The organism is Aeromonas australiensis, assembly GCF_000819725.1.
GTDB classification, from domain to species: Bacteria; Pseudomonadota; Gammaproteobacteria; order Enterobacterales; family Aeromonadaceae; genus Aeromonas; species Aeromonas australiensis.
Genome location: NZ_CDDH01000001.1, coordinates 16,642 through 41,904 on the forward strand (window position 1 = coordinate 16,642; position 25,263 = coordinate 41,904).

General features: G+C 57.1%; 17 protein-coding genes and 1 pseudogene. 8 read left to right on the forward strand and 10 right to left on the reverse strand.

Going from position 1 to position 25,263, the window contains the following annotated elements; translation table 11 throughout:
* Positions 1–526 precede the first annotated feature (526 nt).
* The 5 genes from eno to rlmD form a co-directional block, all read right to left on the reverse strand.
* Positions 527–1,828 (reverse strand): phosphopyruvate hydratase, encoded by a 1,302-nt coding sequence (eno, locus tag BN1117_RS00070; RefSeq protein WP_040093835.1) that lies wholly within the window; start codon positions 1,826–1,828, stop codon positions 527–529.
* A gap of 88 nt (positions 1,829–1,916) precedes the next feature.
* Complete coding sequence (pyrG, locus tag BN1117_RS00075; protein ID WP_005335584.1) at positions 1,917–3,554, reverse strand: glutamine hydrolyzing CTP synthase; 1,638 nt, start codon at positions 3,552–3,554, stop codon at positions 1,917–1,919.
* Between the two features lie 141 nt (positions 3,555–3,695).
* Positions 3,696–4,493 carry a nucleoside triphosphate pyrophosphohydrolase gene (gene mazG / locus BN1117_RS00080; protein ID WP_040093837.1) on the reverse strand — a complete coding sequence of 266 codons (798 nt, stop codon included), beginning with the start codon at positions 4,491–4,493 and terminating at the stop codon, positions 3,696–3,698.
* A 390-nt stretch (positions 4,494–4,883) separates the two neighbouring features.
* Positions 4,884–7,097 (reverse strand): GTP diphosphokinase, encoded by a 2,214-nt coding sequence (relA, locus tag BN1117_RS00090; protein ID WP_040093841.1) that lies wholly within the window; start codon positions 7,095–7,097, stop codon positions 4,884–4,886.
* 313 nt (positions 7,098–7,410) lie between these two features.
* Complete coding sequence (gene rlmD / locus BN1117_RS00095; RefSeq protein WP_040093843.1) at positions 7,411–8,733, reverse strand: 23S rRNA (uracil(1939)-C(5))-methyltransferase RlmD; 1,323 nt, start codon at positions 8,731–8,733, stop codon at positions 7,411–7,413.
* Between the two features lie 153 nt (positions 8,734–8,886).
* Between rlmD and barA the strand changes: the two genes are divergently transcribed.
* From barA to BN1117_RS00115, 4 genes are all read left to right on the forward strand, one after another.
* A complete protein-coding gene (gene barA, locus BN1117_RS00100; RefSeq protein WP_040093844.1) occupies positions 8,887–11,604 on the forward strand; it encodes a two-component sensor histidine kinase BarA in 2,718 nt (905 codons plus the stop codon).
* A gap of 89 nt (positions 11,605–11,693) precedes the next feature.
* Positions 11,694–12,173: a YehS family protein gene (locus tag BN1117_RS00105; RefSeq protein ID WP_040093846.1), complete on the forward strand. Its 480-nt coding sequence runs from the start codon at positions 11,694–11,696 to the stop codon at positions 12,171–12,173.
* Positions 12,174–12,189: 16 nt separating this feature from the next.
* Complete coding sequence (locus BN1117_RS00110; protein WP_040093848.1) at positions 12,190–13,071, forward strand: N-acetylmuramoyl-L-alanine amidase; 882 nt, start codon at positions 12,190–12,192, stop codon at positions 13,069–13,071.
* 169 nt (positions 13,072–13,240) lie between these two features.
* Positions 13,241–13,708, forward strand: a complete 468-nt coding sequence (locus BN1117_RS00115) for a Dps family protein (RefSeq protein ID WP_040093850.1) — start codon at positions 13,241–13,243, stop codon at positions 13,706–13,708.
* Positions 13,709–13,792: 84 nt separating this feature from the next.
* On the opposite strand, the pseudogene BN1117_RS19760 reads toward BN1117_RS00115, so the two are convergent.
* A pseudogene (locus BN1117_RS19760) lies at positions 13,793–14,451 on the reverse strand (IS5 family transposase); the annotation flags it as partial.
* 59 nt (positions 14,452–14,510) lie between these two features.
* On the opposite strand from BN1117_RS19760, the gene BN1117_RS00125 reads away from it, so the two are divergent.
* Together BN1117_RS00125 and BN1117_RS00130 are read left to right on the forward strand one after the other, a co-directional pair.
* Positions 14,511–18,401: a hybrid sensor histidine kinase/response regulator gene (locus BN1117_RS00125; RefSeq protein WP_052441361.1), complete on the forward strand. Its 3,891-nt coding sequence runs from the start codon at positions 14,511–14,513 to the stop codon at positions 18,399–18,401.
* Positions 18,379–19,512, forward strand: coding sequence for a hybrid sensor histidine kinase/response regulator (locus tag BN1117_RS00130; protein ID WP_040093859.1), 1,134 nt, complete (start codon positions 18,379–18,381; stop codon positions 19,510–19,512). The genes BN1117_RS00125 and BN1117_RS00130 overlap by 23 nt, the downstream gene beginning before the upstream one ends.
* A gap of 237 nt (positions 19,513–19,749) precedes the next feature.
* On the opposite strand, the gene BN1117_RS00135 is transcribed toward BN1117_RS00130, so the two are convergent.
* The 4 genes from BN1117_RS00135 to purH form a co-directional block, all read right to left on the reverse strand.
* The gene (locus tag BN1117_RS00135; protein ID WP_040093867.1) at positions 19,750–20,286 is read right to left on the reverse strand and encodes a cytochrome b/b6 domain-containing protein; all 537 of its coding nucleotides are present in this window, start codon (positions 20,284–20,286) and stop codon (positions 19,750–19,752) included.
* Entirely contained in the window at positions 20,267–20,641 is a 375-nt protein-coding gene (locus BN1117_RS00140; RefSeq protein WP_040093871.1) for a cytochrome b562, read from the reverse strand. Before BN1117_RS00140 ends, BN1117_RS00135 begins: the two co-directional genes overlap by 20 nt.
* Before the next feature lie 277 nt (positions 20,642–20,918).
* The gene (purD, locus tag BN1117_RS00145) at positions 20,919–22,205 is read right to left on the reverse strand and encodes a phosphoribosylamine--glycine ligase (RefSeq protein ID WP_040093873.1); all 1,287 of its coding nucleotides are present in this window, start codon (positions 22,203–22,205) and stop codon (positions 20,919–20,921) included.
* A gap of 114 nt (positions 22,206–22,319) precedes the next feature.
* Positions 22,320–23,927, reverse strand: a complete 1,608-nt coding sequence (purH, locus tag BN1117_RS00150; RefSeq protein ID WP_040093874.1) for a bifunctional phosphoribosylaminoimidazolecarboxamide formyltransferase/IMP cyclohydrolase — start codon at positions 23,925–23,927, stop codon at positions 22,320–22,322.
* A 415-nt stretch (positions 23,928–24,342) separates the two neighbouring features.
* Here purH and zntR point away from each other — a divergent pair, with 415 nt between their 5' ends.
* Together zntR and BN1117_RS00160 are read left to right on the forward strand one after the other, a co-directional pair.
* Complete coding sequence (gene zntR / locus BN1117_RS00155; RefSeq protein WP_005341244.1) at positions 24,343–24,798, forward strand: Zn(2+)-responsive transcriptional regulator; 456 nt, start codon at positions 24,343–24,345, stop codon at positions 24,796–24,798.
* A 214-nt stretch (positions 24,799–25,012) separates the two neighbouring features.
* Positions 25,013–25,252, forward strand: a complete 240-nt coding sequence (locus tag BN1117_RS00160; protein WP_040093876.1) for an alternative ribosome-rescue factor A — start codon at positions 25,013–25,015, stop codon at positions 25,250–25,252.
* The last annotated feature ends 11 nt before the right edge of the window (positions 25,253–25,263 follow it).

The window sequence follows — 25,263 nt, forward strand, 5'->3', positions numbered from 1 at the left end:
CTCCATTTGGACTTGCCTTGAGCATCGCTGGGTGATGGTTGCTCACTCCTCATTGCTGGATAGGCCAGTGATACTCGCGCGTATAGATCCTCACACCTCCCCCTACGTTTATACTGCATAGGGTGAGGTGGGGAAATACAATCTCGTGCAAAGTGATGGAAAGTGTGAACCAAGTATTGTGACCTAGATATGAACAGCGCTCTGTCAAGAACGGTGCTGCAAACTCGTATAATGCTATCGTCAGCCCACACGAGTCACGGATAAACGGGCCATCCTCCTGCTGGCAAGCGACTTCTGCAGCGTTTTGTTGCATCTACCCAACCGAAGACCGGATTCAGTGCATAACAGTGCGTGATACACGCACTCCCCCGCATTATGGCGATGACATCCATCATCACTCAGCCCATTCATCAGAGCGGCCCATTACCCTCTCGCTCACCAAAAGGGCAACCTGTAGATGAAAAAAAACCGGAACCATACGGTTCCGGTTTTCATCATGCCAACGCAAGCGCTGACAAACCAGCTATTAAGCCTGGTTTTTAACTTCTTTCAGACCGCGGAAAGGAGCTTTGGCACCCAGAGCTTCTTCGATACGGATCAGCTGGTTGTACTTGGCAACACGGTCAGAGCGGCTCATGGAACCGGTCTTGATCTGGCCAGCAGCGGTACCAACAGCCAGGTCGGCGATGGTCGCGTCTTCGGTCTCACCGGAGCGGTGGGAGATGACGGCAGTGTAGCCAGCGTCTTTGGCCATCTTGATGGCAGCCAGAGTTTCGGTCAGGGAACCGATCTGGTTGAACTTGATCAGGATGGAGTTGGCGATACCGTTGTCGATACCACGCTTCAGGATCTTGGTGTTGGTTACGAACAGGTCGTCACCTACGATCTGGATTTTCTTGCCCAGTTTCTGGGTCTGGTAGGCGAAGCCTTCCCAGTCAGATTCGTCCAGGCCATCTTCGATGGAGACGATCGGGAACTTGGCAGTCAGCTCTTCCAGGAAATCGGAGAAACCGTTGGAGGTGAAGACACGACCTTCGCCTTTCAGGTTGTACTCTTTCTTCTCTGCGTCGTAGAACTCGGAAGCAGCGCAGTCCATCGCCAGGGTGATGTCGGTGCCCAGTTTGTAACCGGCAGCGGCAACGGCTTCAGCGATAACTTCCAGCGCTTCGGCGTTGGATTTCAGGTTAGGAGCGAAACCACCTTCGTCACCAACTGCAGTGTTGTAGCCCTTGGACTTCAGCACTTTGGCCAGGTTGTGGAACACTTCTGCGCCCATGCGAACGGCTTCTTTCAGGGTCTTGGCGCCAACCGGCTGGATCATGAACTCCTGGATGTCGACGTTGTTGTCGGCGTGCTCACCACCGTTGATGATGTTCATCATCGGCAGCGGCATGGAGTAGACACCAGCAGTGCCATTCAGCTCGGCGATGTGGGCGTACAGCGGCATGCCTTTGGCAGCAGCGGCAGCTTTGGCGTTAGCCAGGGAAACAGCCAGGATGGCGTTGGCGCCGAACTTGGATTTGTTCTCGGTACCGTCGAGGTCGATCATGATCTGGTCAACTGTGGCCTGGTCCTTGGCATCTTTACCCAGCAGAGCTTGAGCGATCGGGCCGTTTACGGCTTCGAGGGCTTTCAGCACGCCTTTACCCAGGAAACGGCTCTTGTCGCCGTCACGCAGTTCCAGCGCTTCGCGGGAACCGGTGGACGCGCCAGACGGAGCGGCTGCCATACCAACAAAACCACCTTCCAGGTGAACTTCGGCCTCAACGGTCGGGTTACCACGGGAGTCGATGATTTCACGACCGATCACTTTAACGATCTTGGACATGTGTATTTCCTCAGGTTTCGTAAAAAAACAACAAAAATATGCCAAAAAAAGCGGCTGTGGCACAGGCCCCAACCGCATTTATTTTCAATTACTTCAAATTACGCTTCTGATACTCGCCTGCCGCCTTCACAAAACCGGCGAACAGAGCGTGGCCATCACGGGGAGTAGAGGTGAACTCCGGGTGGAACTGCGCGGCCACGAACCAGGGGTGATCCGGGATCTCGATGATTTCCACCAACTTCTTGTCGGCGGAGAGACCGGTCACTTTCAGACCTGCCGCTTCAATCTGCGGCAGCAGCTTGTTGTTTACTTCGTAACGGTGACGGTGACGCTCGTAAATGGTCGGGCTGCCGTACATCTGACGCACTTTGGAATCTTCGACCAGGTGGCAGAGCTGGGAACCCAGACGCATGGTACCGCCCAGATCGGACTTCTCGGTACGGGTCTCGACGTTGCCTTCTTCATCCACCCACTCGGTGATGAGGCCGACGACCGGGTACGCGCAATCTTTCTTGAATTCGGAGGAGTGAGCCCCTTCCATGCCCGCCACGTTGCGAGCGAATTCGATCATGGCAACCTGCATGCCGAGGCAGATACCCAGGTAGGGGATCTTGTTCTCGCGGGCATACTGGGCAGCCAGAATTTTGCCTTCCACACCGCGTTCACCGAAGCCACCCGGCACCAGGATCGCGTCCAGACCTTCCAGCAGCTCGGCGCCACGGGTCTCGATATCCTGAGAGTCGATGTACTTGATGTTGACGGAGTGACGGGTCTTGAGACCACCGTGCTTGAGCGCCTCGTTAACAGACTTGTAGGCGTCCGGCAGGGAGACGTACTTGCCCACCATACCGATGGTCACTTCACCAGTCGGGTTGGCCTCTTCGTAGATAACCTGTTCCCACTCGGACAAGTCAGCCTCTTTGCACTCCAGACCGAAACGCTCGGTGAAGTAGGAGTCCAGATTCTGGGATTTCAGCAGTGCCGGGATCTTGTAGATGGAGTCGACGTCTTTCATGGAGATGACGGCACGCTCGGGCACGTTGCAGAACAGGGCGATCTTGGCACGCTCGTTGGCCGGAATGGCACGGTCGGAGCGGCAGATCAGCACATCCGGCTGGATACCGATGGAGAGCAGCTCTTTGACGGAGTGCTGGGTCGGCTTGGTCTTCACTTCACCGGCAGCGGCCAGGTAAGGAACCAGCGTCAGGTGCATGAACATGGCGTTGTTGCGGCCCACTTCGGCAGCCAGCTGACGAATGGCTTCGAGGAACGGCAGGGACTCGATGTCGCCTACGGTACCGCCCACTTCGACGATGGCAACCTGATGGCCTTCGGCACCGGCAATCACCCGCTCTTTGATGGCGTTGGTGATGTGCGGGATAACCTGAATGGTAGCGCCCAGATAGTCACCACGACGCTCTTTACGCAGTACGTCGGCGTAGATACGGCCGGTGGTAAAGTTGTTGCGACGGGTCATCTTGGTACGGATGAAACGCTCGTAGTGGCCCAAATCCAGATCGGTTTCGGCCCCGTCCTCGGTTACGAACACTTCACCATGCTGGGTCGGGCTCATGGTGCCCGGATCCACGTTGATGTACGGGTCCAGTTTCATGATGGTCACATCCAGACCACGGGCTTCCAGAATGGCTGCCAGAGAAGCTGCGGCAATGCCTTTGCCGAGGGATGAAACAACGCCACCAGTAACAAAAATATATTTGGTCGTCATGCTGAACCTGAAAGAAGTTTAGGGAATTTTAAGGGGTGCTTCGGGGATGAAGCAGGACGGGGAAACAGTATACCAAAAACCCCTCTCCCAAACAATGAGCAAAAATCTATCAGGCTCACCGTCCCCCCGTCTTGCGCCAAATCAACTTTGCTCGGTTTCCTTGGCGCGATCCCAGGCAGCATCGAGCTTTTCAAGGGTACAATCGGTCATTTTCAAGCCTTCTGCGGCGATTATCTGCTCAACCTGACGAAAACGACGTTCGAACTTGGCATTGGCACCCCGCAGTACCTGCTCTGGATCCTTGCCCAGATGACGCACCAGATTGACGGTGGCAAACAGCAGGTCGCCAAGCTCATCGCTCACCCGCGCCTCGTCCACATCGGCCATCAGCGCCTCTTCCATCACCTCGTCGATCTCTTCGTGGATCTTGTCCACTACCGGCCCCAGGGTCTTCCAGTCAAAACCGACGGTGGCGCAGCGTTTCTGAATTTTGGCGGCGCGGGTCAGGGCCGGCAGCGCCTGCGGGATATCGTCCAGCACGCTCTCTTTGTCGAGGGCTGCTCGCTCCTTGGCCTTTTCCGCTTCCCAGTTCGCTTTTACCGCCTGCTCGTTGGAGAGATCTGCATCCGAGAAAACGTGGGGATGACGGCGAATCAGCTTTTCACTCACCGTATCGACGATATCGGCAAAGTCGAACAGTCCACGCTCTTTACCCAGCTGGGCGTAAAACACCACCTGAAACAGCAGGTCGCCCAGCTCCCCTTTCAGCCCCTGCCAATCTTCGGTCTCGATGGCATCGGCCACTTCGTAGGCTTCTTCCAGAGTGTGCGGCACTATGGTCTGGAAGTCCTGTTTCAGATCCCAGGGGCAGCCGTTTTGCGGGTCGCGCAGACGAGCCATGATATCGAGCAGTTGGGGCAGATCGTAACGTTGAGACATGGGCTAACTCACTTTCGATTCGTTAAATGGGGATAAAGCGACATCAAGCTGCGCAGTCGATCAATCTCAATGTCGAGCAGTTGGGGCAGCTCGTAACGTTGAGACATGGGCTGCTCACTTTCGATTCGTTAAATGGGGAGGAAGCGACATCAAGCCGCGCAGTCGAGCAATCTCATGTCGAGCAGTTGGGGCAGATCGTAACGTTGGGACATGGGCTACTCACTTTCGATTCGTTAAATGGGGAGGAAGCGACATCAAGCCGCGCAGTCGAGCAATCTCATGTCGAGCAGTTGGGAGAGGTCGTAAGGTTGGGACATGAGATATTCGCTTTCGATTCGTTCAAAAAGGGTCGTAAATGCAGACCGGCCACTGGGGCCGGTCGGTTCGCTATCAAAGCCGCTTGGCGCTGATCACGTCATTGAGCTGACTGAGCTTGGCCAACGCCCGGTTGAAGGCGTTGATGTTGTAAATCTCCAGCTCCATGTCGATCTCGGCGGTCTGCTCGCGCACGTTGGAGCGCGAGCGCACCCCCATCACATTGATCTTCTCGTTGGCCAGCACGGTCGTGATATCCCGCAGTAGACCGGAACGATCGTTGGAGATGATCCGGATGGTGAGGCCGTAGCCGCCGGAGTAGTTCTCCCCCCACACCGCATCGATCAGCCGCTCGGGGTTGCGCCGTGACAGCTCCTTGAGCTGCTCGCAATCTTCCCGGTGAATGGAGACGCCACGGCCCATGGTGATGAAGCCCTGAATGGAGTCCCCCGGAATCGGCTGGCAGCAGCGGGCGATGTGGGTCATCAGGTTGCCGACCCCTTCCACCACAATGTGATCTTTTGGCTTGTGGCGGAACGGCGCATTGGCCTTCTGCTCCAGTTTCTCCAGCAGACGGCGATCTTCCTCTTCTGCCGTCGGCTTGTTGTAGCAGGTATCGAGATAGTTGATTACCTGATTGATGCGGATATCACCGCTGCCGATACCGGCCAGCAGATCGTCGGTGCTCTCAAGATTGAAACGGCGCAGCATGTTGCCCTTGTCGATCTTGGACATGCTGAGGTTGTGGCGATCCAGCTCCTTCTCGAACAGCTCACGACCGGCCACGATATTCTTGTCCCGATCCAGCTTTCTAAACCAGGTCGCCACCTTGGCCCGCGCCCGGCTGGAGCGCAGAAAGCCTGAGTTGGGGTTCATCCAGTCGCGGCTCGGATTCGGCTCTTTCTGAGTGATCACCTCCACCTGATCGCCGGTCTGCAGCGCGTAGGTGAACGGCACAATGCGGCCGTCAATCTTGGCACCGATGCAACGGTGGCCAATCATGCTGTGGACGTGATAGGCGAAATCGAGCGGGGTGGCCCCCGCCGGCAGGTCGATGACATCCCCTTTCGGGGTGAACACGTAGACCCTGTCCTCGAACACCTGACTGCGCAGGTCTTCCAGCAGGGAGCCGCTCTCGGAGAGATCCTCCTGCCAGGCGAGCAGCTTGCGCAGCCACTCGATCTTGTCTTCGAAGGTGTTGGCCTTGCCGCCAGCCTGCGGCCCCTCTTTGTAGCGCCAGTGGGCCGCGACGCCGAGTTCGGCATCCTGATGCATCTGGTCGGTACGGATCTGGATCTCGACCGTCTTGCCCTCCGGCCCCACCACCACGGTATGGATCGACTGATAGCCGTTGGGTTTGGGGTTGGCGACATAGTCGTCAAACTCGCGGGGAATGTGATGGAACTGGGTATGGACGATACCAAGCGCCGCATAACAATCCTGCAGCCGCTTGGTCACCACCCGCACCGCGCGCACATCGAACAACTCGTTGAATTCGAGGTGCTTCTTCTGCATCTTGCGCCAGATGCTGTAGATATGTTTCGGGCGGCCGTAGACCTCGGCCTCGACGCCAGCCTCTTGCAGGCCATTACGTAACGATTGCACAAACTCACGGATGTAGCGCTCGCGGTCGAGCCGCTTCTCGTCGAGCTGCTTGGCGATCTGCTTGTAGGTATCCGGGTGCAGATAACGGAAGGCGAGATCTTCCAGCTCCCACTTGAGCTGGCCGATGCCCAGACGGTTGGCGAGGGGCGCATAGATGTTGGTGATCTCCTGGGCCATCAGCACCCGGGTCTCTTCATCCGCCGTCTTCGCTTCCCGCAGGCAGGCGATCCGCTCCGCCAGCTTGATCACCACAGCCCGCACATCCTCGACCATGGCAAGCAACATGCGGCGCACGTTGTCCACTTGCTCCGGTGAGGTCTCGCTGCGATGGACTGTCTGCAGGGAGCGGATGGCTTCCATCTCCAGCACCCCTTCCACCAGCTTGGCGATCTTGGGGCCGAAGTCCTCGTCCATTCGCTCCTGACTGATGAGACCGGCTTCGACAAAGGGGTAGATAATGGCGGCCTTGAGGGTGCCCAGATCCATGCTGAGCATCAGCAGAACCCCCACCATTTCGATACCGCGCACCAGCAGCTTGCTGGTCAACGCCTCATCCCCGAGCGTCAGACAGTACTGGTAGACGGTTCGCAATTGATCCTTGTCACTGTCACTTAAGGAGAGCGAGCTGACCCACTCTTCCAGGGTGAAGTTGTCTTTCAAATGAATATCGCGAACCGCAACCATGGTATCAATCCTTTAAATTATCGGGCCGAAAGCTGTTCACCTTCCCCCTCATGAGTTTGCCTCAAATGGGGATCTCCAGTGCACTTTTCAAGGCATATTGTCCAGAAAGACAATAGGGCGCACCAGCAGACCCTGTCGACTTACGAAGGGTTAGATTACCCCAATCCCCCCCGCTCAAAAAGCCAAGACAGTGCCAGATAATTCATCCAGCTTGGCGAAGCCTGTGCACAAGAGTGAACTCGTCTACTCCCGCTCAAACAGTCCCATGAACTTCAGATGCCCGCTGCGACAGAACATCTGAATACCCTACAATCTAGATCCGCTCAAACAGTGCCATGGATTCCAGATGACCGGTGTGGGGGAACATGTCGAGCATACCGAGGCGCACCAGACGATAACCCCCTTTCACCAGCACCTGACTGTCCCGGGCCAGGGTGACCGGGTTACAGGAGACGTAGACCACCCGCTTGGGTGAAAGTTTCACGACGTGTCCCATCACTTCCAGGGCACCGGGGCGCGCCGGATCCAGTAGCACCAGCTCAAACCCTTCCCGCGCCCAGGACATGCCGACGATGTCATCACTCAGGTCGGCCTTGTAGAAACGGGCATTGGTGATGCCGTTGCGACGGGCGTTCTCTTCGGCCCGCTGCACCATGGCCAGTTCACCTTCAACACCCACCACTTCGCGAGCCTGACGGGCCAGCGGCAGGGTGAAGTTGCCGATACCGCAGAAGAGATCGAGCACCTTGTCATCCTTGCTCGCCCCGAGCCATGTCAGCGCCTGCGCCACCATGCTCTGGTTGATGGGGCCATTGACCTGAATGAAATCACCGGGAGCGAATGCAAGAGACAGGCCATCCAGCGAGTAGGATGGGGAAAATTGTTGCTGCAGCGCTTCGATGCGATCATCGGCCGCCTGCAGATAGAGGTCGATCCCCTGCGCTTTTGCAAACTCCACCAGCAGGGCGCGATCCGCCTCATTGGGGCGGCCGGTGTGGCGCAGCAGCATCATGATCCCCTGCTCGGCCTGGATAAGCTCCGCATGACCCAGCTCACGCTGACTCTTGAGGCGATTGAGGCACTCACGCAGCGGGGCAATCAGCGCAGAGAGCGGCTCGGCCAGCACCGGGCACCCTTCGATCTCCACCAGATCGTTGCTGTTGCGGCGGCGGAAACCGACCCGGGTGCAGCGACCATTCTTGTCAAATTTGATGGCCAGACGACAGACCCGGCGATAGGCACGATCTTCACCGGTCAGTACCGGCTCCAGCGCCGGCGTCTTGATGTTGCCCAACCGCTCGAACAGGCTGACCAGTCCGGCCGCCTTGGCGGCTTGCTGATCGGCAGCCGACATATGCTGGGCACTGCAACCGCCGCACTCGCGATAGTGGCTGCAGAAGGGGGCGATACGATTGGCCGCCGGGGTCACCACCTGTTGCAAGGCAGCGTGACCATACTGCTTTTTCTCTTCGGTGATGCGGGCCTTGACGGTCTCGCCGGGCAGTGCCCCTTCGACGAAGATCGCCTTGCCCTGATGGCGACCGATACCGACGCAGTGGTGATCGAGGGTGTCTATCGTAAATTCAATGCGTTGGAGCTGGGTGGACTTCTTTTGGGGCTTGAAAAACTGGGCCATAAAACTTGGTGCCTATAGGTGGCTATGTCATGATTGTGGAATCTGCTGCCGGGTATTGTCCCACAAGAATAATAGTATGACCAAATACGGCCACAGAGCCCGTGTATTGCCATCAACCCTATCGCCAACCCTGTTCACTGGTGGCCTGTTCGTATGACCAAATATGGCCTGAGAGCACGCGTTCTCGCCTTCACCATCCTGCCGACCCTGATCATCGGTGGCCTGATGGCCGGTTACTTCACCTTCCATCGCTACCAGCAGCTGGAAAACAACCTCATTGATCAGGGGATCAACATCATAGAGCCGCTGGCGATCGCCAGTGAATACGGGATGACCCAGCACAGTCGCGAATCCCTCAAGCGACTGATTGGCCTGACCCACCGCAAGAACTCCCCCTTCATCAAATCCATCGCGGTTTTCACCCAGGACAACCAGCTGTTCGTCACCTCGAACTACCACCGGGATTTCACCCGGCTCAGGCTGCCCGATGGCGAACCCATTCCGGATCTGACCAGCGTGACGTTTCAGGGGGACGACATCATTTTGCGCACCCCGATCCAGGCTGAAACCAGCCTTGATGGCTTCCCGCTACCCAGCGATGCGGAGCCGCCGATGATCGGCTATATCTCGATGCAGATGGCAACAGATAGGGCCATGCTGCTGCAGTATCGTGACACCTTCTTTGCGGTGATCATGGTGCTCATCGGGGTCGCCTTCAGTACTCTGTTTGGCTTCCGGCTGGTCAAGAGTGTGACCCAGCCCATCACCAACATGGTGCAGGCGGTGCACAAGATCAGGGAGGGGCGGCTCGATACCCGGGTCAGCGGCCAGCTCACCGGCGAGCTGGATATGCTGAAAAATGGCATCAACGCCATGGCCAAAGCGCTCTCCGAATATCACGAAGAGATGCAGCAGAATATCGATCAGGCCACCTCTGACCTGCGCGAAACCCTGGAGCAGATCGAGATCCAGAACGTCGAGCTCGACATGGCCAAGAAGCGGGCGCAGGAGGCGGCGCGGGTCAAGTCGGAGTTTCTGGCCAACATGTCCCACGAGCTGCGCACTCCGCTCAACGGGGTCATCGGTTTTACCCGCCAGTTGCTGAAAACCAGCCTGACCCCGAGCCAGACCGACTACATGCAGACCATCGAGAAATCGGCGCGCAACCTGCTTGGCATCATCAACGACATCCTCGACTTCTCTAAGCTGGAAGCGGGCAAACTGCAGCTGGAGCATATCCCGTTCAGCCTGCGCGACACCCTCAACGAGACCATGCACCTGCTCGGCCCCAGCGCCCACGACAAGCAGCTGGAGCTATCACTGCGGGTAGACGCCGATATTCCGGACGCCCTCACCGGCGACCCCACCCGCCTGCAGCAGGTGCTGACCAACCTCACCGGCAACGCCATCAAGTTCACCGAACAGGGCAACGTGGATGTCCATATCGAGCAGACCGGCAGCGGCAACCACCAGGTGCGGCTCAACGTCCAGATCCGCGATACCGGCATCGGCATCTCGGCAGAACAGCAACATCAACTGTTCCAGGCCTTCAATCAGGCCGACTCCTCCATCTCCCGCCGTTATGGCGGCACAGGCCTGGGCCTCGTTATCACCCAGAAGCTGGTGCAGCAGATGGGCGGCCAGATCCGCTTTGAATCGGAGCTTGGCAAGGGATCAATCTTCTCGTTCAGTCTGGATCTGGAGGTCTCACCCCTGCCCCAGAGCGATCAACTGCCGCTGGATCGGATCCGTGACAAGCGGCTCTGGCTGCTGGAACCGGATCCCTTCGCCCAAGCCTCCCTGCTCGCCCTGCTGGCGGAGTGGCACCTCGATGTGCGCCCACTGACCAGCGATGAACCCTGGCCCGAGATGAGCGAGCAGGAGATGGTGATCATCGGCAGCAGCACCCGGCATACGCCGCAGCAGGTCATTGGCCGCCTCGACAGCCTGAACAGCCAGCAGCAGAACACCATAGTGCTGCTCAGCAGCCACGAGCCGGCGCTCTATGAGGCGATGCTGGCTCATGGTGCCCAGCACTGTCTCTCCAAACCGGTCAACCACCGCAAGCTGCTGCACGCTCTGCTATCGCCGGAATCGAGCCGCCAGAAGCTGCCCGCGCAACCTGCGCCGCGCCAGTTGCAGCCGATCAAGGTGCTGGCGGTGGACGACAACGCCGCCAACCTCAAGCTGATCGCCGCCATGCTCAAGGAGATGGTGAGTCAGGTGGTGGTGTGCAAAAACGGCAAGGAGGCGGTCAGACTGGCACAGAGCCAGCCATTCGATATCATTTTCATGGATATCCAGATGCCGATCATGGATGGCATCAGCGCCACCCAGGCGATCCGCAACCAGTCCCTCAACACCACCACCCCGATCGTGGCGGTGACCGCCCACGCCATCCCCGGCGAACGGGAGCGGCTGATCCGCCAGGGGATGGACGACTATCTGGCCAAGCCCATCGACGAGAGCATGCTGGCCCAGCTCATCACTGACTTTGCCCACCGCCGCCACCAGAATGACGGCGCCCAGCAGATCGACTGGGCACTGGCAGTGCGGCAGGCAGCGGGGAAAGAGGATCTCGCCAAAGAGATGCTGACCATGCTGCTGGCCAGTTTCGACGAGGTCGAGCCGGTGCTGGATAGCGCACTGGCTGGCGAAATTGAAGATAGCGAGGTGCTGGCCCAGCTCCATCGCCTCAACGGCGGCTGTGCCTATTCCGGGGTGCCGGGGCTGCAACGGCTGCTCTCCCAGCTGGAGCAACAGCTGCGTGACGGCGTGCCGGTCAGCGAGCTGGAACCCGAGCTGCTGGAGCTGCAAGATGCGCTGGAGCTGGTGCGCCAGGAGGCACCCCGTTATTTCGGCAAGGCTTGATGAGCGTGACCTGAACGATTGCGGCCCGCGCTTTTTCTGACGCGAGGGCCGCCAGATGGTAAAGTTGCGCCGTTTACACAGGAGTCAGCATGACCAACAACGATATTCTGCGCCGTCTGCGCTACGCCCTCACCATCAGCAACGATCAGATGGTCGAGATGTTTGCCAAGGGTAACCTGACGGTCACTCACGCCCAGCTACACAGCTGGCTGATGAAAGAGGCGGCAGAGGGTGAAGAGCAAGAGGCAGGCTATGCGGCCTGCCCAGACTCGGCCCTGAGCCAGTTCCTCGATGGCCTTATCATCACTCGCCGTGGTGTGCGCGAAGATGCCCCGGCCCAGGTGATCCCGAACCGGATCAACAACAACCTGATCCTGCGCAAGCTGCGTATCGCCCTCAACTTCAAGGAAGAGGATATGCTCGGCACCCTCAAGCTCGCCGACTTCAACCTCTCCAAGTCCGAGCTCAGTGCCCTGTTCCGCGCCAAGGATCACAAGCACTATCAGGATTGCGGGGATCAGATCCTGCGCAACTTCCTGATCGGCCTCACTGCCAAATACCGCGGCTAAGCGAACGGGCTCCCGCATGTGCCAGCGACTCACTCTTCCCACCCTCAGCAAACTGGCTACGGCAAGAAGGTGGCGCTGGCTTCTTCCCCTCTTCTTTCTGCCACTGGTTCTGCAGCTGGGTGGTTGTACTCCCTCTGAATATCAGCTCTCGACTCGCTATCAGAGCGCCAGCCAGAACGCGCGGATCGCCTTTCTGATCCTCCACTACACCGACGAGGATGACGCCAACTCACTGCGCCTGCTGACCGAACCGGAGCACAAGGTAAGCGCCCACTACCTGATCCCGCGCGACCGCCACGAAACGCCGCAACCTGTCTATCAGCTGGTACCGGACAGCGCACGGGCCTGGCATGCAGGGCGTAGCCGCTGGCAGCAATATGCCGGCCTCAATGCCAGCTCCCTTGGCATCGAGATCGTCAACCTCGGCTATCCCGCAGAAGATGACACTCTGCCAGCCCACCAGCGCCGCTGGCAGCCATATACCCCGCAACAGATTGCTGCCGTCGGCGCCCTCAGCCGGGAGCTGGTCACCCGCTACCAGATCCCGCCGACTCACGTCTTGGCTCACAGCGATGTCGCCCCCGAGCGCAAACAGGATCCCGGCCCCCACTTCCCCTGGCGTCAGCTCTATCTGACTTACGGGGTCGGCGCCTGGCCCGATGAAGATCGGGTGACGGCGCTACTGGCCACTCCTTTGCCCCATTGGGATGCCGCCATGTGGCAGCAACAGCTGGCCCGCTACGGCTACAGTCTGCCCCAAACCGGCCAGTGGGATGCACAGAGCCGCGCCGTGATGGGCGCCTTTCAGCTCCACTTTCGCGCCAATAAGGTCGATAGCGAACCGGACCACGAGTGTCAGGCTATCCTGATGGCGCTGCTCGAAAAGTACTTCCCCTAATCCTCATCCATTGCCCCTGCTGCGATGCACTGTTTGATAGTTGTTAGCTATCAAACAGTCAGGCACAAGCAATTGTCCCTGCATTTTGCAAGGCGTTATTCTGACCGGGTTTCGAAAGACAAGTTCCGAAAGAGAATTTCAAACCGATTTCCAAATCCGGAGGTGAATGATGAAAAGCCCGATTGGTCTTGATACTGCTCAATCACAAGCCCTGGCAGCCGAGTTGAACAAATTGCTGGCCAGCTACCAGATCCTCTACATGAACGTGCGCGGCTTCCACTGGAATATCCGTGGCAACCAGTTCTTCGAGCTGCACCTGAAATTTGAAGAGATTTACAACGACCTGCTGTTGAAAGTCGATGCGCTGGCCGAGCGGATCCTGACTCTGGACGGAGTACCGATGCACTGTTTCAGCGACTACCTGAAGGTCTCTGCTATCCCCGAGCAGAAGGGGCTGCACGATGGCCGCGCCTGTGTCGAATCCCTGCTGGAGAGCTTCCGCGAACTACTGGTCGCCCAGCGCCGCATTCTGGGCCAGGCCGCCGAAGCCGGTGATGAGGGCACAGCATCTATCCTCTCTGACTATTTGCAGCAACAGGAAAAACTGGTTTGGATGCTGCGCGCTTATCTGGTGTAACCCCCTTGCTACCTGGCAGCTAGATAAATGTAGTGGCTCAATGAATTTGGACCAATGAATTTGGACAGTCACTAGGGGCTATCGTCAGAAGCTAGAGACCCATAAATGTACGCAGCGGATCTGCTCCGCTGCTACAAACGATCTCATGTTTTTAGCGTATCTTGTGGCAATGCCTCGCCATTGCTTCAGATGAAGGAAGGCGTTTTCCACCAAATGTCTTGCCCGATAAAGCTCCCTGTCGTGGTCTCGTTGTTCATTACGATTCCGTTTGGAAGGTATGACAGGCTCCATCCCCTGGGCGTAGGCGGTATCAATCACTGAATTGGTATCATATCTCCTGTCCGCCAAGAGATAAGCGGCCTCCGAGCCGTCAATCAAGGTCGCGCCTTGCGTACAATCTGCGGTCGTACCCGATGTAATGATGCATTTTATTGGCATTCCATGTTCATTGGCGCCCAAATGGATTCTGCCGTTCAGCCCCCCTTAGTGACTCCCATATCCTGATTACCACCCCGAGCACCACTTGCATGGGGATGAACCTTGATATGGCTGGCGTCAAGCATCAGCCATTCGCAATCAGGTTCTTTTATCAGACGTTCTTGAAGGCGAGCCCAAATGCCCTTGTCACGCCAACGACAAAAGCGGCGATGGGTGTTTTTCCAGTCCCCGTATTCAGACGGTAAGTCACGCCAAGGGGCCCCTGTGCGCAAAACCCAGAAAACTGCGTCGATAGACGACCGGTTACCGCACGACTCTATCGCCCGTTACCTATACTTTCATGGACCTTATCGGAGAAGTACCCATGCGCTCCATCAAGACTGTCTCACTCCTGCTTTTCATTCTCATCAGTGCCCTGCTTGCTTATTTAATCCATTTATCGTGGCAACTGGATCGTCAGCAGCACGCCTTAATCAATATCTACGCTCAGTCAGCTCAACGGCTGGCCTTGGCACAAGAGATCCGAAACAGTTCGGATCATCTGAGTAAATTTGCCAGGGCCTACGCTGTCACCGGGCAACCCCGTTTCCTGCAGTTGTTCAACTATGTACTGGCGGTACGTAATGGCCAGATGATCCAGCAGGAGGGGCACAGCTTTGGCTTCTGGGATCAGGCTGCAACAACCAATTTTCCCCTTCCCGCGCTGAACAGGGAGTTTATTGCTCCCAGTTTGCAAAAACAGCTCGACCATGCCGGGCTCTCGACGCTGGAACTGCTGCTACTCAAGCAATCGTTGAATATATCCGATGAATTGGTCTCCATAGAACGTCGCGCTTTTGCCGCCGTTCAGGGCATTGACAGCCTGGATGGAAAACCGGACCTGCAAACGGCCACTCGCCTGCTCTTCAGCGATCAATATCTCAATGAGAAGTGGCGTATCATGCGGCCCCTTGGTGAGTTTTATGCGGCGTTGAGCGAGCGCAATCAGCAAAGTCAGCTCCTGGCGGAAAAGCAGCTGCGCAGTTTTGCTCAACAGCAGCAGATAGCGTTATTGCTACTGCTGCTAGCAACCCTCTGTGGTTTTGCCATTATCTGGCGCTGGTATCTCTCCCCGCTTTCCAAAATGCAAGAGCGTCTTATCCAAAGAGTAAATACCCATGACTATCAGGCAGAAGAGGATAGTTGGCATCAGGGAGAGCTGGGGGAGCTGGCGCTTGCCCAGAACCAGCTGCTGCGCGAAATTGGGCGCCAGCTTGATAACAACAACTTGCTCAAGGAGTTCTCCGATGCGAGCAGGGGCTGCGACAGTGCAACTGAATTTGGTAATCGGGTCATTCAGTTTTTGATGGCGCGCTTCAATGTTCCGCTGGCGGGCATCTATTTGTGGGAGCAGGAGCGACTGACTCGAAGTGCCGGTATTGGCTACCCGGGCAGCGCGGAACAGCAAATGGTAGAGGGGAGCCTGCAACTGAGACTGCTCCATAATCGTCAGCCCCATAAACTGACCGATCTACAGGACCATTGCACTCTCCCTATGCTGGGGGGCTCACTCACCTTGAGCGAGATCCACTTTCTCCCCCTGTGGAGCAACGATATTCCTCTTGGCCTGCTCGAGCTGGGCACCCTGGCGCCACTGGAAGAAGAGCGTCAACAGTGGCTGACTCTACTGTGCAAGGAGCTGGAAATTGGGCTCCAGCTAACCCTTAACCAACAGCAGCAGATGAAGGCCGAGCAGCGTATCAGCGAGCAGTTACGCTTCACTCAGCAGGTACTCAATGCTATTCCAAATCCCATGTACTACCTGGACAAGCAGCAGTTGTTGCTTGGCGTCAATACTGCTTTCGCTGAATTCTGTGGTCATCCGCAGGGGAGCATCATCGGTATGCCTCTGGCCCACCTCTTTCCGGTTGGCGATGCCTTCCTCGAGAATCACGGCCCTTTGCTGCAAGAAGCTGCCGCTATCCACTATGAATTGACGCTGCCAGCCCCGGGGGGCGCCAAGCATCAAATGAGCATCTATGAAGCCACCTATCTTGGCAGTGACAACCGCCCGGAAGGGATTGTGGGATTACTGGTTGATATCACAGAGCAAAAGGCGTTGGAGCAGGCGTTACGCCAGGCCAAAGACTTGGCCGATGAAGCCTCTCAAGCCAAAGGGGAATTTTTGGCCAATATGAGTCACGAGATCCGTACCCCGATGAATGCCATTATCGGAATGACTCAATTGGCCATGATGAGTGACCTGACCCCCAAGCAGCAACATTATGTGGGCAAGATCGATCAGGCCGCCAAATCACTATTAGGTATCATCAATGACATCCTGGATTTTTCCAAGGTGGAAGCTGGACGCCTCCAGCTGGAGCTTATCGATTTTCAGCTGGATGGCGTGCTCGACAACCTCGGAAATATGCTCGGGATCAGAGCTCAGGAGAAGGGGATCGAGCTGTTGTTTGACATTGATCCCGCCATGCCTCAAGCCCTGATTGGCGACCCCCTGCGTCTGGGGCAGATCCTCATTAACCTCTGTGGCAATGCGGTCAAATTTACCGAAAGCGGTGAGGCTGTGCTGCGTATTCAGACCAGAGAGCAACATGACGATCATGTCTGGGTTCATTTCGAGGTCCGTGACAGCGGGATCGGCATGACACCGGAGCAATTGGGACGCCTGTTTCAATCTTTCTCTCAGGCTGATAGCAGCATCACTCGTCACTATGGTGGAACAGGATTAGGACTCACCATCTCCAAACATTTGGTTGAATTGATGGGTGGAGAGATCAGCGTCAGCAGTACTCCGGGAATAGGTTCATGCTTCTCCTTCGACATCCAGTTGGGGCTGCAGAGCGCCAAGGCGGGTCAGTATGTCACCAGCCTAAATGAACTCATCGGGATCCGCGCCTTAGTGGTTGATGACCACCCGCTAGCCCGCGAGATCATGCAGAGTTTACTGGAGGCAATGGGCTTGACGGTCACGCTGGCAGAAGATGGTGAGAGCGCTATCCAGCACGCCAGCCAGGATGCTTTTGCCATTGTCTTCATGGATTGGCAGTTACCAGGTATGGATGGGCTTGACGTCTGCAAACAGATCCGCCTTATCTCCCCCACAAGCAAGTTGGTACTGGCAACAGCCCATTGCCGCGATCTGGCTTTGCAGAGCCATAACGAGATCGATGCACTCATCATCAAGCCAGTCAATCCATCTGTTCTGTTCAACTGCCTTGTCGACCTGTTTCATCACCCTCAGCCAGCGCTGACCGAGGGAGCTGTGCATCCTGATTTGACCCTGAATGGAGCTCGCTTGTTACTGGTTGAGGACAATCAGACCAATCAGGAGATTGCAGTGGGTTTGCTGGAACCCTACGGAGCTATTGTCAGGATTGCCAATCAGGGCAAGGAAGCCCTTGAATGGCTTGAGCGTGAGGCGTTCGATCTGGTGCTGATGGATATGCAGATGCCAGTGCTGGATGGCGTAAGTACGACACGCAAGATCAGGGAAATTCCCGCCTGGAAGTCGCTCCCCATCATAGCCATGACTGCCAATGCAATGCGTCAGGATGTTGAGCTCTGTCTCGAGTGCGGAATGAATGACCACATCAGCAAACCGATCGATGTAAAAGATATGCTCACCAAAATCACCAAATGGTTACCTGTGCCAGACCAGGAACAGATGTTGCCTGTATTGGCAGAAGAGCAAGCCCTTACCCGCTTCTGTGGCGACAAAGAGCGCTGGCTGTGCAATCTGAGAGAGTTTGTCACGCAACAAGAACATGATAAAGCGCTCGTGAAAACCTTGCTGACGGGTGCAGATCTCGATGCGCTGGCTCGCCACGCACACAACATCAAGGGAGTTGCCGCCAATCTGGGAGCAATGCGTCTTGCCCTGTGGGCGAGTGACGTTGAAGAGCACTGCCATAGCAGCAGAGCGCCTGATGAAGAAGCATTCGCTCGCTTCGATGCTCAGCTCGTCACACTACGTCAACACCTCCCGCAGGTGCCGGTGAACACCACATCCGACTCTGGAACCGGGAATGTGGAGTCAATCAAATCAGAGCTTATCCGTCTGTTACCCTTGCTGCAGATGGGGGATGCCAGCGCCAAAACCCAGCTACAAAAAATCAGAGAGATGCATGCGGATTGGCCTGCTGAGCTGATATCTTTGAATAAACTTGTTAATCAATATGACTTTGAGCATGCCAGCCAATGGCTCTCGGGTTGGTTAGCTCCAGAGAGGCCTAATGAGCACGATCCTCATAGTTGATGACGCACCTATCAATATAGATATCCTTCATCATCTGTTAGAGCAGGGAGGATACAGTATCAGGGTGGCCAGTAATGGACGCCAAGCGATCCACAGCATGGAGCAGCAGTTACCCGACCTGGTCATCATGGATATCAATATGCCGGAAATGGACGGTTTTGAAGCCTGCAGCCGGATCAAAAGTCGCATTGATTTATGGAACATACCCGTCATTTTCATCAGTGCCAGTAGTGACATCGAGTCACTCAATAGAGCCTTTCAGGTCGGCGGTTGTGACTATATCAACAAACCTTTCCATCCTCATGAAGTGATGGCCAGAGTGCGAAATCAGCTGCGTCTTAAGGAGGTTAATCGTCAGCAGGCTCGCATTCAGCTTTATCAAAGCATGTTTCAACTGACCGCTGGCATTGCCCATGAAATCAACACGCCGCTTGGGATCTGCATTACTGCATCCAGTTTTATTCATGAAGCCGGTGATCAGATATCCCATGCCATGAAGGAGGGTGCGCTGGGGAAAAATATGCTCAAGCTACAGCTCGACGAGATCCAGGAAGGAGCCATGATGGTCGAAAACAACCTGCAGCGCGTAGTGACCCTCCTCAACCGCTTCAAAACGCTGGCTCAGGATCAGGCCCCCCCGAAGAGTACGCGGTTCAATCCTCATGAAGTCATCAGTATGTTGATCGCAGGATTTGCCGAGGAGTTTCAGCAACAACACATCGAGATGGTGATGGTATGCAATACCACTTGGCTGACGTGCCCACAGAGGCTTTTTTTGGATCTTGTTCAGGAACTGATCCTCAACAGCATGGCGCATGGCGCAGTAAGCCCGTTGCGTCTGGGGCTAACGCTGGATGAGGAGGGCGATCGGTTGCGGCTGCACTATTGGGATAATGGAACGGGCATGCCTCTCACTGAGCTACCCCGCCTGTTTGACCCCTTCTTTACTACCAAGCGGGGAGACCCACGTCACTGTGGTTTGAGTGCGTCTCGTATTCATAACCTTGTAGAGAGCAACCTGGGGGGGAGCATACGCGCTTACTTGCCCGAGGAGGGGGGGCTGCACTATGAGATCTGCCTGCCACTGAACAATGATGACAGCTTTGACTAGACACCCGTTGTAGATGCATGCCTGGATGTTGTTCAGTAAAGAGTTACCCCGATATGACATTCCATTGGGCCAAGCAGGCCGGGCAGTAATGAGTGGATACTTGTTGGCCAAAAATGCCAACGCCTGTGGTGGCAACTTGCCGCTGCCGCGCTGATTGCTGAAGATTGGCAGAGTCCTGACTGTTCCGTGATACGGGCACTCGGGGGAGAATGCCCGCAGACGTCAAGGTTGTGTCTCTTACCGAACCGCCTTGGCACGCTGGCGTATCGGTAACATGCGAGTAACCAGATTGCTGCGCTGACGCCAGGAGGTGAATACGATGGCCAGCAGATGCAGACCTATCAGCCCCTGCAAAGCCAACACGCACCACTCATGCCACTCGTCAGCGCCCAGTTCAAATCCCGTCTCGGTATTTTGAAACCAGCCGCTACCTGCTGTCGCCAACACAACCAGCCAGAGCGCCCACACCGCCAGCTTGCCGCTGCCGTGATGACCCGGTGCCGGTGGCAACCGCTCACGCAACTCACAGGCCTGCTGACGAAAGTCAGCCCGAGTGGGGATCAAGGCTTCCAGTCGGGCGTGGCCTTTGGCAAACGAGAGACCCCACAGCAAGCGCAGAGTGACCAAGGCAATGGCGCCGTAACCCAGCCACTCATGCCACTCCTCTCCCGCTTCGTTAACCCATAGATTACCAATACAGATGGCCGCCAGGCCCCAGTGAGTCAAGCACACCAGTGGATCCCAGCGAAAGGAGTCACCCTTTTTTCTTGGCATAATCGTGGTACTCCTTCTTCAGGTCATTGACCTTGGCCAGATGCTCCCGCGCCTTGGCCTCATCACCTGCCTTGAGTGCAGCCAGGCTGGCGTCCAGCTCGCCCTGTACCTTGTTCATCCCTTCAAGGAATTTCTCTTTCTTGGCAGCCGGCATGTTCTTCTGCTTGGCCACATCCAGCTGAGCCTTCATCTCGTTAATGTGCTTCTCCATCTTGGCCGCGTCATTAGCCTTGACAGCCTGCTTGTAATTGAAGCCAATCTTCTTCATCGGCTGCTCTAGCTCACCGGCCATGGCAGGCAGGGTCATCAGGCCAAACATCAGAGGTAGCAGCAGGGGGCGAACGGTTTTCAACATGGGATTTCCTTATATAACGACATGCTCGAGTTGTTAGGGGTACTTATGAATCCAAACAACAATTCATCGTCAGCATGATGCCATGACTCATGGTGAAACGTTTGTGAAAAATGCTGTTTTTTGTGGCAAATAGTGACAGATATACCGCGCTTGTTTGCGCTTGGTAACTGATTGAACGCTGGTGACGCGCGGCAAGAGGATGGTTGAAAGCGGTAAACAGGGACAAAAAACCCCGCCGTAGCGGGGTCTGAATCAGCTGGCCATTTGCTGGCGTCAGTTACTCCTGTTCACGAGCAATGGCGCGCCAGCCGATATCCTTGCGGTAGAAGACGCCATCCCACTTGATGCGGCCAGCGAGCTGATAGGCACGCTGCTGGGCTTCTGCCACAGTGTGGCCGAGGGCGGTTGCGCACAACACGCGACCGCCAGCGGTCAGGCTGGTATCGCCCTCCAGACGGGTACCGGCATGGAACACCTTCTCACCCGCCACCTCATCCACCGGCAGGCCGCTGATGGGGTGGTTGCTGCTGTAATCGCCAGGATAGCCTCCCGCCGCCAACACCACGCCGATAGCGGCGCGGGGATCATAGATGGCCTCTTTCTGATCCAGCTTGCCTGCACAAGCGGCCAGGCAGAGCTCCACCAGATCGGACTGCATCCGCAGCATGATGGGCTGGGTCTCGGGATCGCCAAAGCGGCAGTTGAACTCGATCACCTTGGGATTGCCCTGACCGTCGATCATCAGACCTGCATAGAGGAAACCGGTGTAGACATTGCCTTCGGCCGCCATGCCGCGCACGGTCGGCATGATCACCTGCTCCATCACCTTTTTATGCACGTCTGCAGTCACTACCGGTGCCGGCGAGTAAGCTCCCATGCCGCCGGTGTTGAGGCCGGTATCGCCGTCGCCTACCCGCTTGTGATCCTGACTGGTGGCCATCGGCAGCACGTGCTCGCCATCGACCATAACGATGAAGCTTGCCTCTTCACCCTCCAGAAACTCCTCGATCACCACCCGGGAGCCCGCTTCGCCAAAGGCATTGCCGGAGAGCATGTCGCGCACCGCGTCTTCCGCTTCCTGCAAGGTCATGGCAACAATCACCCCCTTGCCCGCCGCCAGACCATCGGCCTTGATAACGATGGGGGCGCCCTTCTCGCGCAAGTAGGCGAGTGCTGGTTCCACTTCGGTGAAGTTCTGGTACTCGGCAGTCGGGATGGCGTGACGGGCCAGGAAATCCTTGGTGAAAGCCTTGGAGCCTTCCAGCTGGGCAGCGGCAGCGGTCGGGCCAAAGATCGGCTGACCGGCGGCGCGGAAGGCATCCACCACCCCTTTCACCAGCGGCGCTTCCGGCCCGACGATGGTGAGGCCGATCTGCTTCTCTTTGGCAAAGGCCAGCAGCCCGTCGATATCGGTCGCCTCGATGGCGACGTTCTCGACCCCCGGCTCAAGCTGGGTGCCTGCGTTGCCCGGCGCCACAAAAACGTGACGTACCAGTGGGGAGTGTTTGGCCTTCCAGGCCAGAGCGTGTTCGCGGCCACCGTTGCCAATGATCAGTACTTTCATCGTATCGCTCGCTTCTATTTGTGGTCACTGGACGGCCACCCGGGCCGTCAGTCAGTGGAAATAGTCAGTTGAAAAGAGACAACAAAAGGGCCGCCATCGGCAGCCCCTGACCCATCAATGACGGAAATGGCGCATGTTGGTGAACACCATGCACATGCCGTGCTCGTCGGCGGCGTCGATCACCTCCTGATCGCGCATCGAGCCACCCGGCTGGATCACGCAGGAGATACCGGCCTGCGCGGCAGCATCGATACCGTCGCGGAACGGGAAGAAGGCATCGGAGGCCATGACGGAGCCCGCCACGGTCAGCCCTTCATCCGCCGCCTTGATACCGGCAATCTTGGCCGAATAAACACGGCTCATCTGGCCGGCACCGACGCCGATGGTCTGGCCATCTTTGGCGTAGACGATGGCGTTGGATTTGACGAACTTGGCCACCTTCCAGCAAAACAGCAGATCCTGCAGCTCGGCCTCGGTCGGCTGACGCTTGCTGACTACGGTCAGGTCGCCCAGGGTCACCATGCCGAGATCCCGCTCCTGTACCAGCAGGCCGCCGTTGACGCGCTTGAGGTCAAAGCCTTGCGCCGGAGCCGTCCACTGCCCGCATTCGAGCAGACGCACGTTCTGCTTGGCGGCGACCGCATCGCGGGCCTCCTGGCTGACGGTCGGGGCGATGATCACTTCGACAAACTGGCGGGCCACGATGGCAGCGGCAGTGGCGCCATCAAGCGGCCGGTTAAAGGCGATGATGCCGCCGAAGGCAGAGGTGGGGTCGGTCTGGTAAGCGCGATCGTAGGCACTCAGCAGGTCGTTACCGATGGCCACGCCGCAGGGGTTGGCATGCTTGACGATGACGCAGGCCGGCTGGTCGAACTCCTTCACACACTCCAGCGCCGCATCGGTATCGGCGATGTTGTTGTAGGAGAGCGCCTTGCCCTGCAGCTGGATAGCGCTGGAGACAGAACCCGGCGCGGCATGCTCTTCGGCGTAGAAAGCGGCAGCCTGATGGCTGTTTTCGCCGTAACGCATGTCCTGCTTCTTGATGAACTGGCTGTTGAAGGTGCGCGGGAAGCGGGACTCCTCGTCACCCTCCTTGTTGTCGCCATAAGAGGGCACCCCATAACTGGGAACAAGGGTGCCGAAGTAGTTGGCGATCATGCCATCGTAGGCGGCGGTGTGCTCGAAGGCGGCAATGGCCAGATCGAAACGGGTCGCCAGTTTCAGGCTGTTGCCGTTGGCATCCATCTCGCGAATAACCCGATCATAGTCGGCAGCTTTGACGACGATAGCGACATCTTTATGGTTTTTGGCGGCAGAACGCACCATGGTCGGACCGCCGATGTCGATGTTCTCGACCGCATCGGCCAGGGTGCAGCCCGCTTTGGCCACGGTGGCAGCAAAGGGGTAAAGGTTGACGACGACCATGTCGATGGGGGAGATAGCGTGCTCGGCCATGATGGCGTCATCCTGATCCCGACGGCCGAGGATGCCGCCATGAACCTTGGGATGCAGGGTCTTGACCCGGCCATCCATCATTTCAGGGAAACCCGTGTAGTCGGAGACCTCGGTCACCGGCAGACCCGCCTCGCCAAGCAGCTTGGCGGTACCGCCCGTGGAGAGCAGGGCAACACCACGCTCGTTGAGTGCCTTGGCAAATTCCAGAATGCCAGTTTTGTCAGACACACTCAGCAGTGCACGGCGAATGGGTCGAGCTTGTTCCATCACACTATCGTCCTCAACATAACGGGGACCGTTCCATGGGAGGCGAGGCTCAACACAGAGAGTCCCCAAATAAATGGAAGTGGGGGATTTCGCAAACCACTCTCGCCCCGACATCCGGCAAAAGCGTTTTAGGAAATGCCCGCTTGGTGCGGCGCTCTGTTATGGGCGCGTATTCTACACAAAAAATGTGACCCGTGGTGGATTTTTTGAAACAGCAAAGCCTTATTTGGCGCGGCGTTAAACGTTTTCCACTTGATTTTCTCGAAACGTTTGCACTTTCAGTGTTTTATGGAAAAAAGGGTCGCCAGGAGATGTTTATCTGCCCCTTTTATGCCCTTGGCTGGCAATCCATGGGCAAAGGGGTGATAGTGGATTCCGGTTTTTGTTGCGGCATACATTCAAGGGGAGAGAGAGCATGTATCGGATCGGTGAACTGGCCAAGGCGTGCGGGGTCAAGGCAGATACCCTGCGTTTTTACGAGAAGAACGGGCTTATCTCACCGGGGATCCGCAACGAATCCGGCTACCGCCTCTACAGTGAACAGGACAAGCGGCGGCTGGAGTTTATTATCCGCGCCAAGTCGGTGGGCTTCTCCCTTGCCGATATCGGCGAGCTGCTCGACCTCGATACCAACAAGGCCAAGGTCACCTGTCAGGAGGTAAAAGCGGTAGCCGACACCAAGCTGGCCCAGGTGGAGCAGAAGATCATCGAACTGACCCGCTTTCGCGACAACCTGCGCGAGCTCTCCAATATCTGCTGCGGCGGCCCCCGCTCGGCCGAGCACTGCGCCATCCTAGAGACGCTGGAATCTGGCGCCCCGGCCCATCACGAGCATCATAGCCACGACCAGCATGACCCGGTTCACGGCTGACATGGTATGCCTGACTGAGCGTGGCTGGCTCAGAGTGACTGACTCGGCGTGCCCGACGCATTGCTCCGGCCGCGATTTGGTGACAAAATCGCCACGTTTTTAACCGGTGCCAGTGCATCCGGTTGCCGGGCGCTAGCCTGAACAGGCGCCCGCAGCGAAAACCACCATCCAGACACAAGCATCAACACCCCAAGGACAAAGAAGAGGAGCCATCATGGCCAAGACTCGGGTCGACCAACCCGCCCTCCCCCGTGAGGAAAATGCGCAAGGGGGCAACTATGCCCATCAGCGCGGCGAGATAAAGGATAACCATCTGCATGCCCTGCTCTGTGATCCCCTGTTTCGCAGCCGGGTCGAGCGCAATAAGAAGGGCAAGGGGAGTTACCAGCGCAAGGCCAAATTTGGCAAGCGGTGGGAGCCCGGCCAACAGCAGATGATCCGCGTCTGCTGCTGAGCGGGTTTCTA

Bases quoted from the DNA above. Each gene is read 5' to 3' on its own strand.
- pyrG (WP_005335584.1), bottom strand. From the start codon at position 3,554: ATGACGACCAAATATATTTTTGTTACTGGTGGCGTTGTTTCATCCCTC.
- BN1117_RS00140 (WP_040093871.1), bottom strand. From the start codon at position 20,641: ATGTTGAAAACCGTTCGCCCCCTGCTGCTACCTCTGATGTTTGGCCTG.
- purH (WP_040093874.1), bottom strand. From the start codon at position 23,927: ATGGAACAAGCTCGACCCATTCGCCGTGCACTGCTGAGTGTGTCTGAC.
- eno (WP_040093835.1), bottom strand. From the start codon at position 1,828: ATGTCCAAGATCGTTAAAGTGATCGGTCGTGAAATCATCGACTCCCGT.
- zntR (WP_005341244.1), top strand. From the start codon at position 24,343: ATGTATCGGATCGGTGAACTGGCCAAGGCGTGCGGGGTCAAGGCAGAT.
- relA (WP_040093841.1), bottom strand. From the start codon at position 7,097: ATGGTTGCGGTTCGCGATATTCATTTGAAAGACAACTTCACCCTGGAA.
- rlmD (WP_040093843.1), bottom strand. From the start codon at position 8,733: ATGGCCCAGTTTTTCAAGCCCCAAAAGAAGTCCACCCAGCTCCAACGC.
- purD (WP_040093873.1), bottom strand. From the start codon at position 22,205: ATGAAAGTACTGATCATTGGCAACGGTGGCCGCGAACACGCTCTGGCC.
- barA (WP_040093844.1), top strand. From the start codon at position 8,887: ATGACCAAATATGGCCTGAGAGCACGCGTTCTCGCCTTCACCATCCTG.
- BN1117_RS00115 (WP_040093850.1), top strand. From the start codon at position 13,241: ATGAAAAGCCCGATTGGTCTTGATACTGCTCAATCACAAGCCCTGGCA.
- BN1117_RS00105 (WP_040093846.1), top strand. From the start codon at position 11,694: ATGACCAACAACGATATTCTGCGCCGTCTGCGCTACGCCCTCACCATC.
- BN1117_RS00110 (WP_040093848.1), top strand. From the start codon at position 12,190: ATGTGCCAGCGACTCACTCTTCCCACCCTCAGCAAACTGGCTACGGCA.
- BN1117_RS00125 (WP_052441361.1), top strand. From the start codon at position 14,511: ATGCGCTCCATCAAGACTGTCTCACTCCTGCTTTTCATTCTCATCAGT.
- mazG (WP_040093837.1), bottom strand. From the start codon at position 4,493: ATGTCTCAACGTTACGATCTGCCCCAACTGCTCGATATCATGGCTCGT.
- BN1117_RS00135 (WP_040093867.1), bottom strand. From the start codon at position 20,286: ATGCCAAGAAAAAAGGGTGACTCCTTTCGCTGGGATCCACTGGTGTGC.
- BN1117_RS00160 (WP_040093876.1), top strand. From the start codon at position 25,013: ATGGCCAAGACTCGGGTCGACCAACCCGCCCTCCCCCGTGAGGAAAAT.
- BN1117_RS00130 (WP_040093859.1), top strand. From the start codon at position 18,379: ATGAGCACGATCCTCATAGTTGATGACGCACCTATCAATATAGATATC.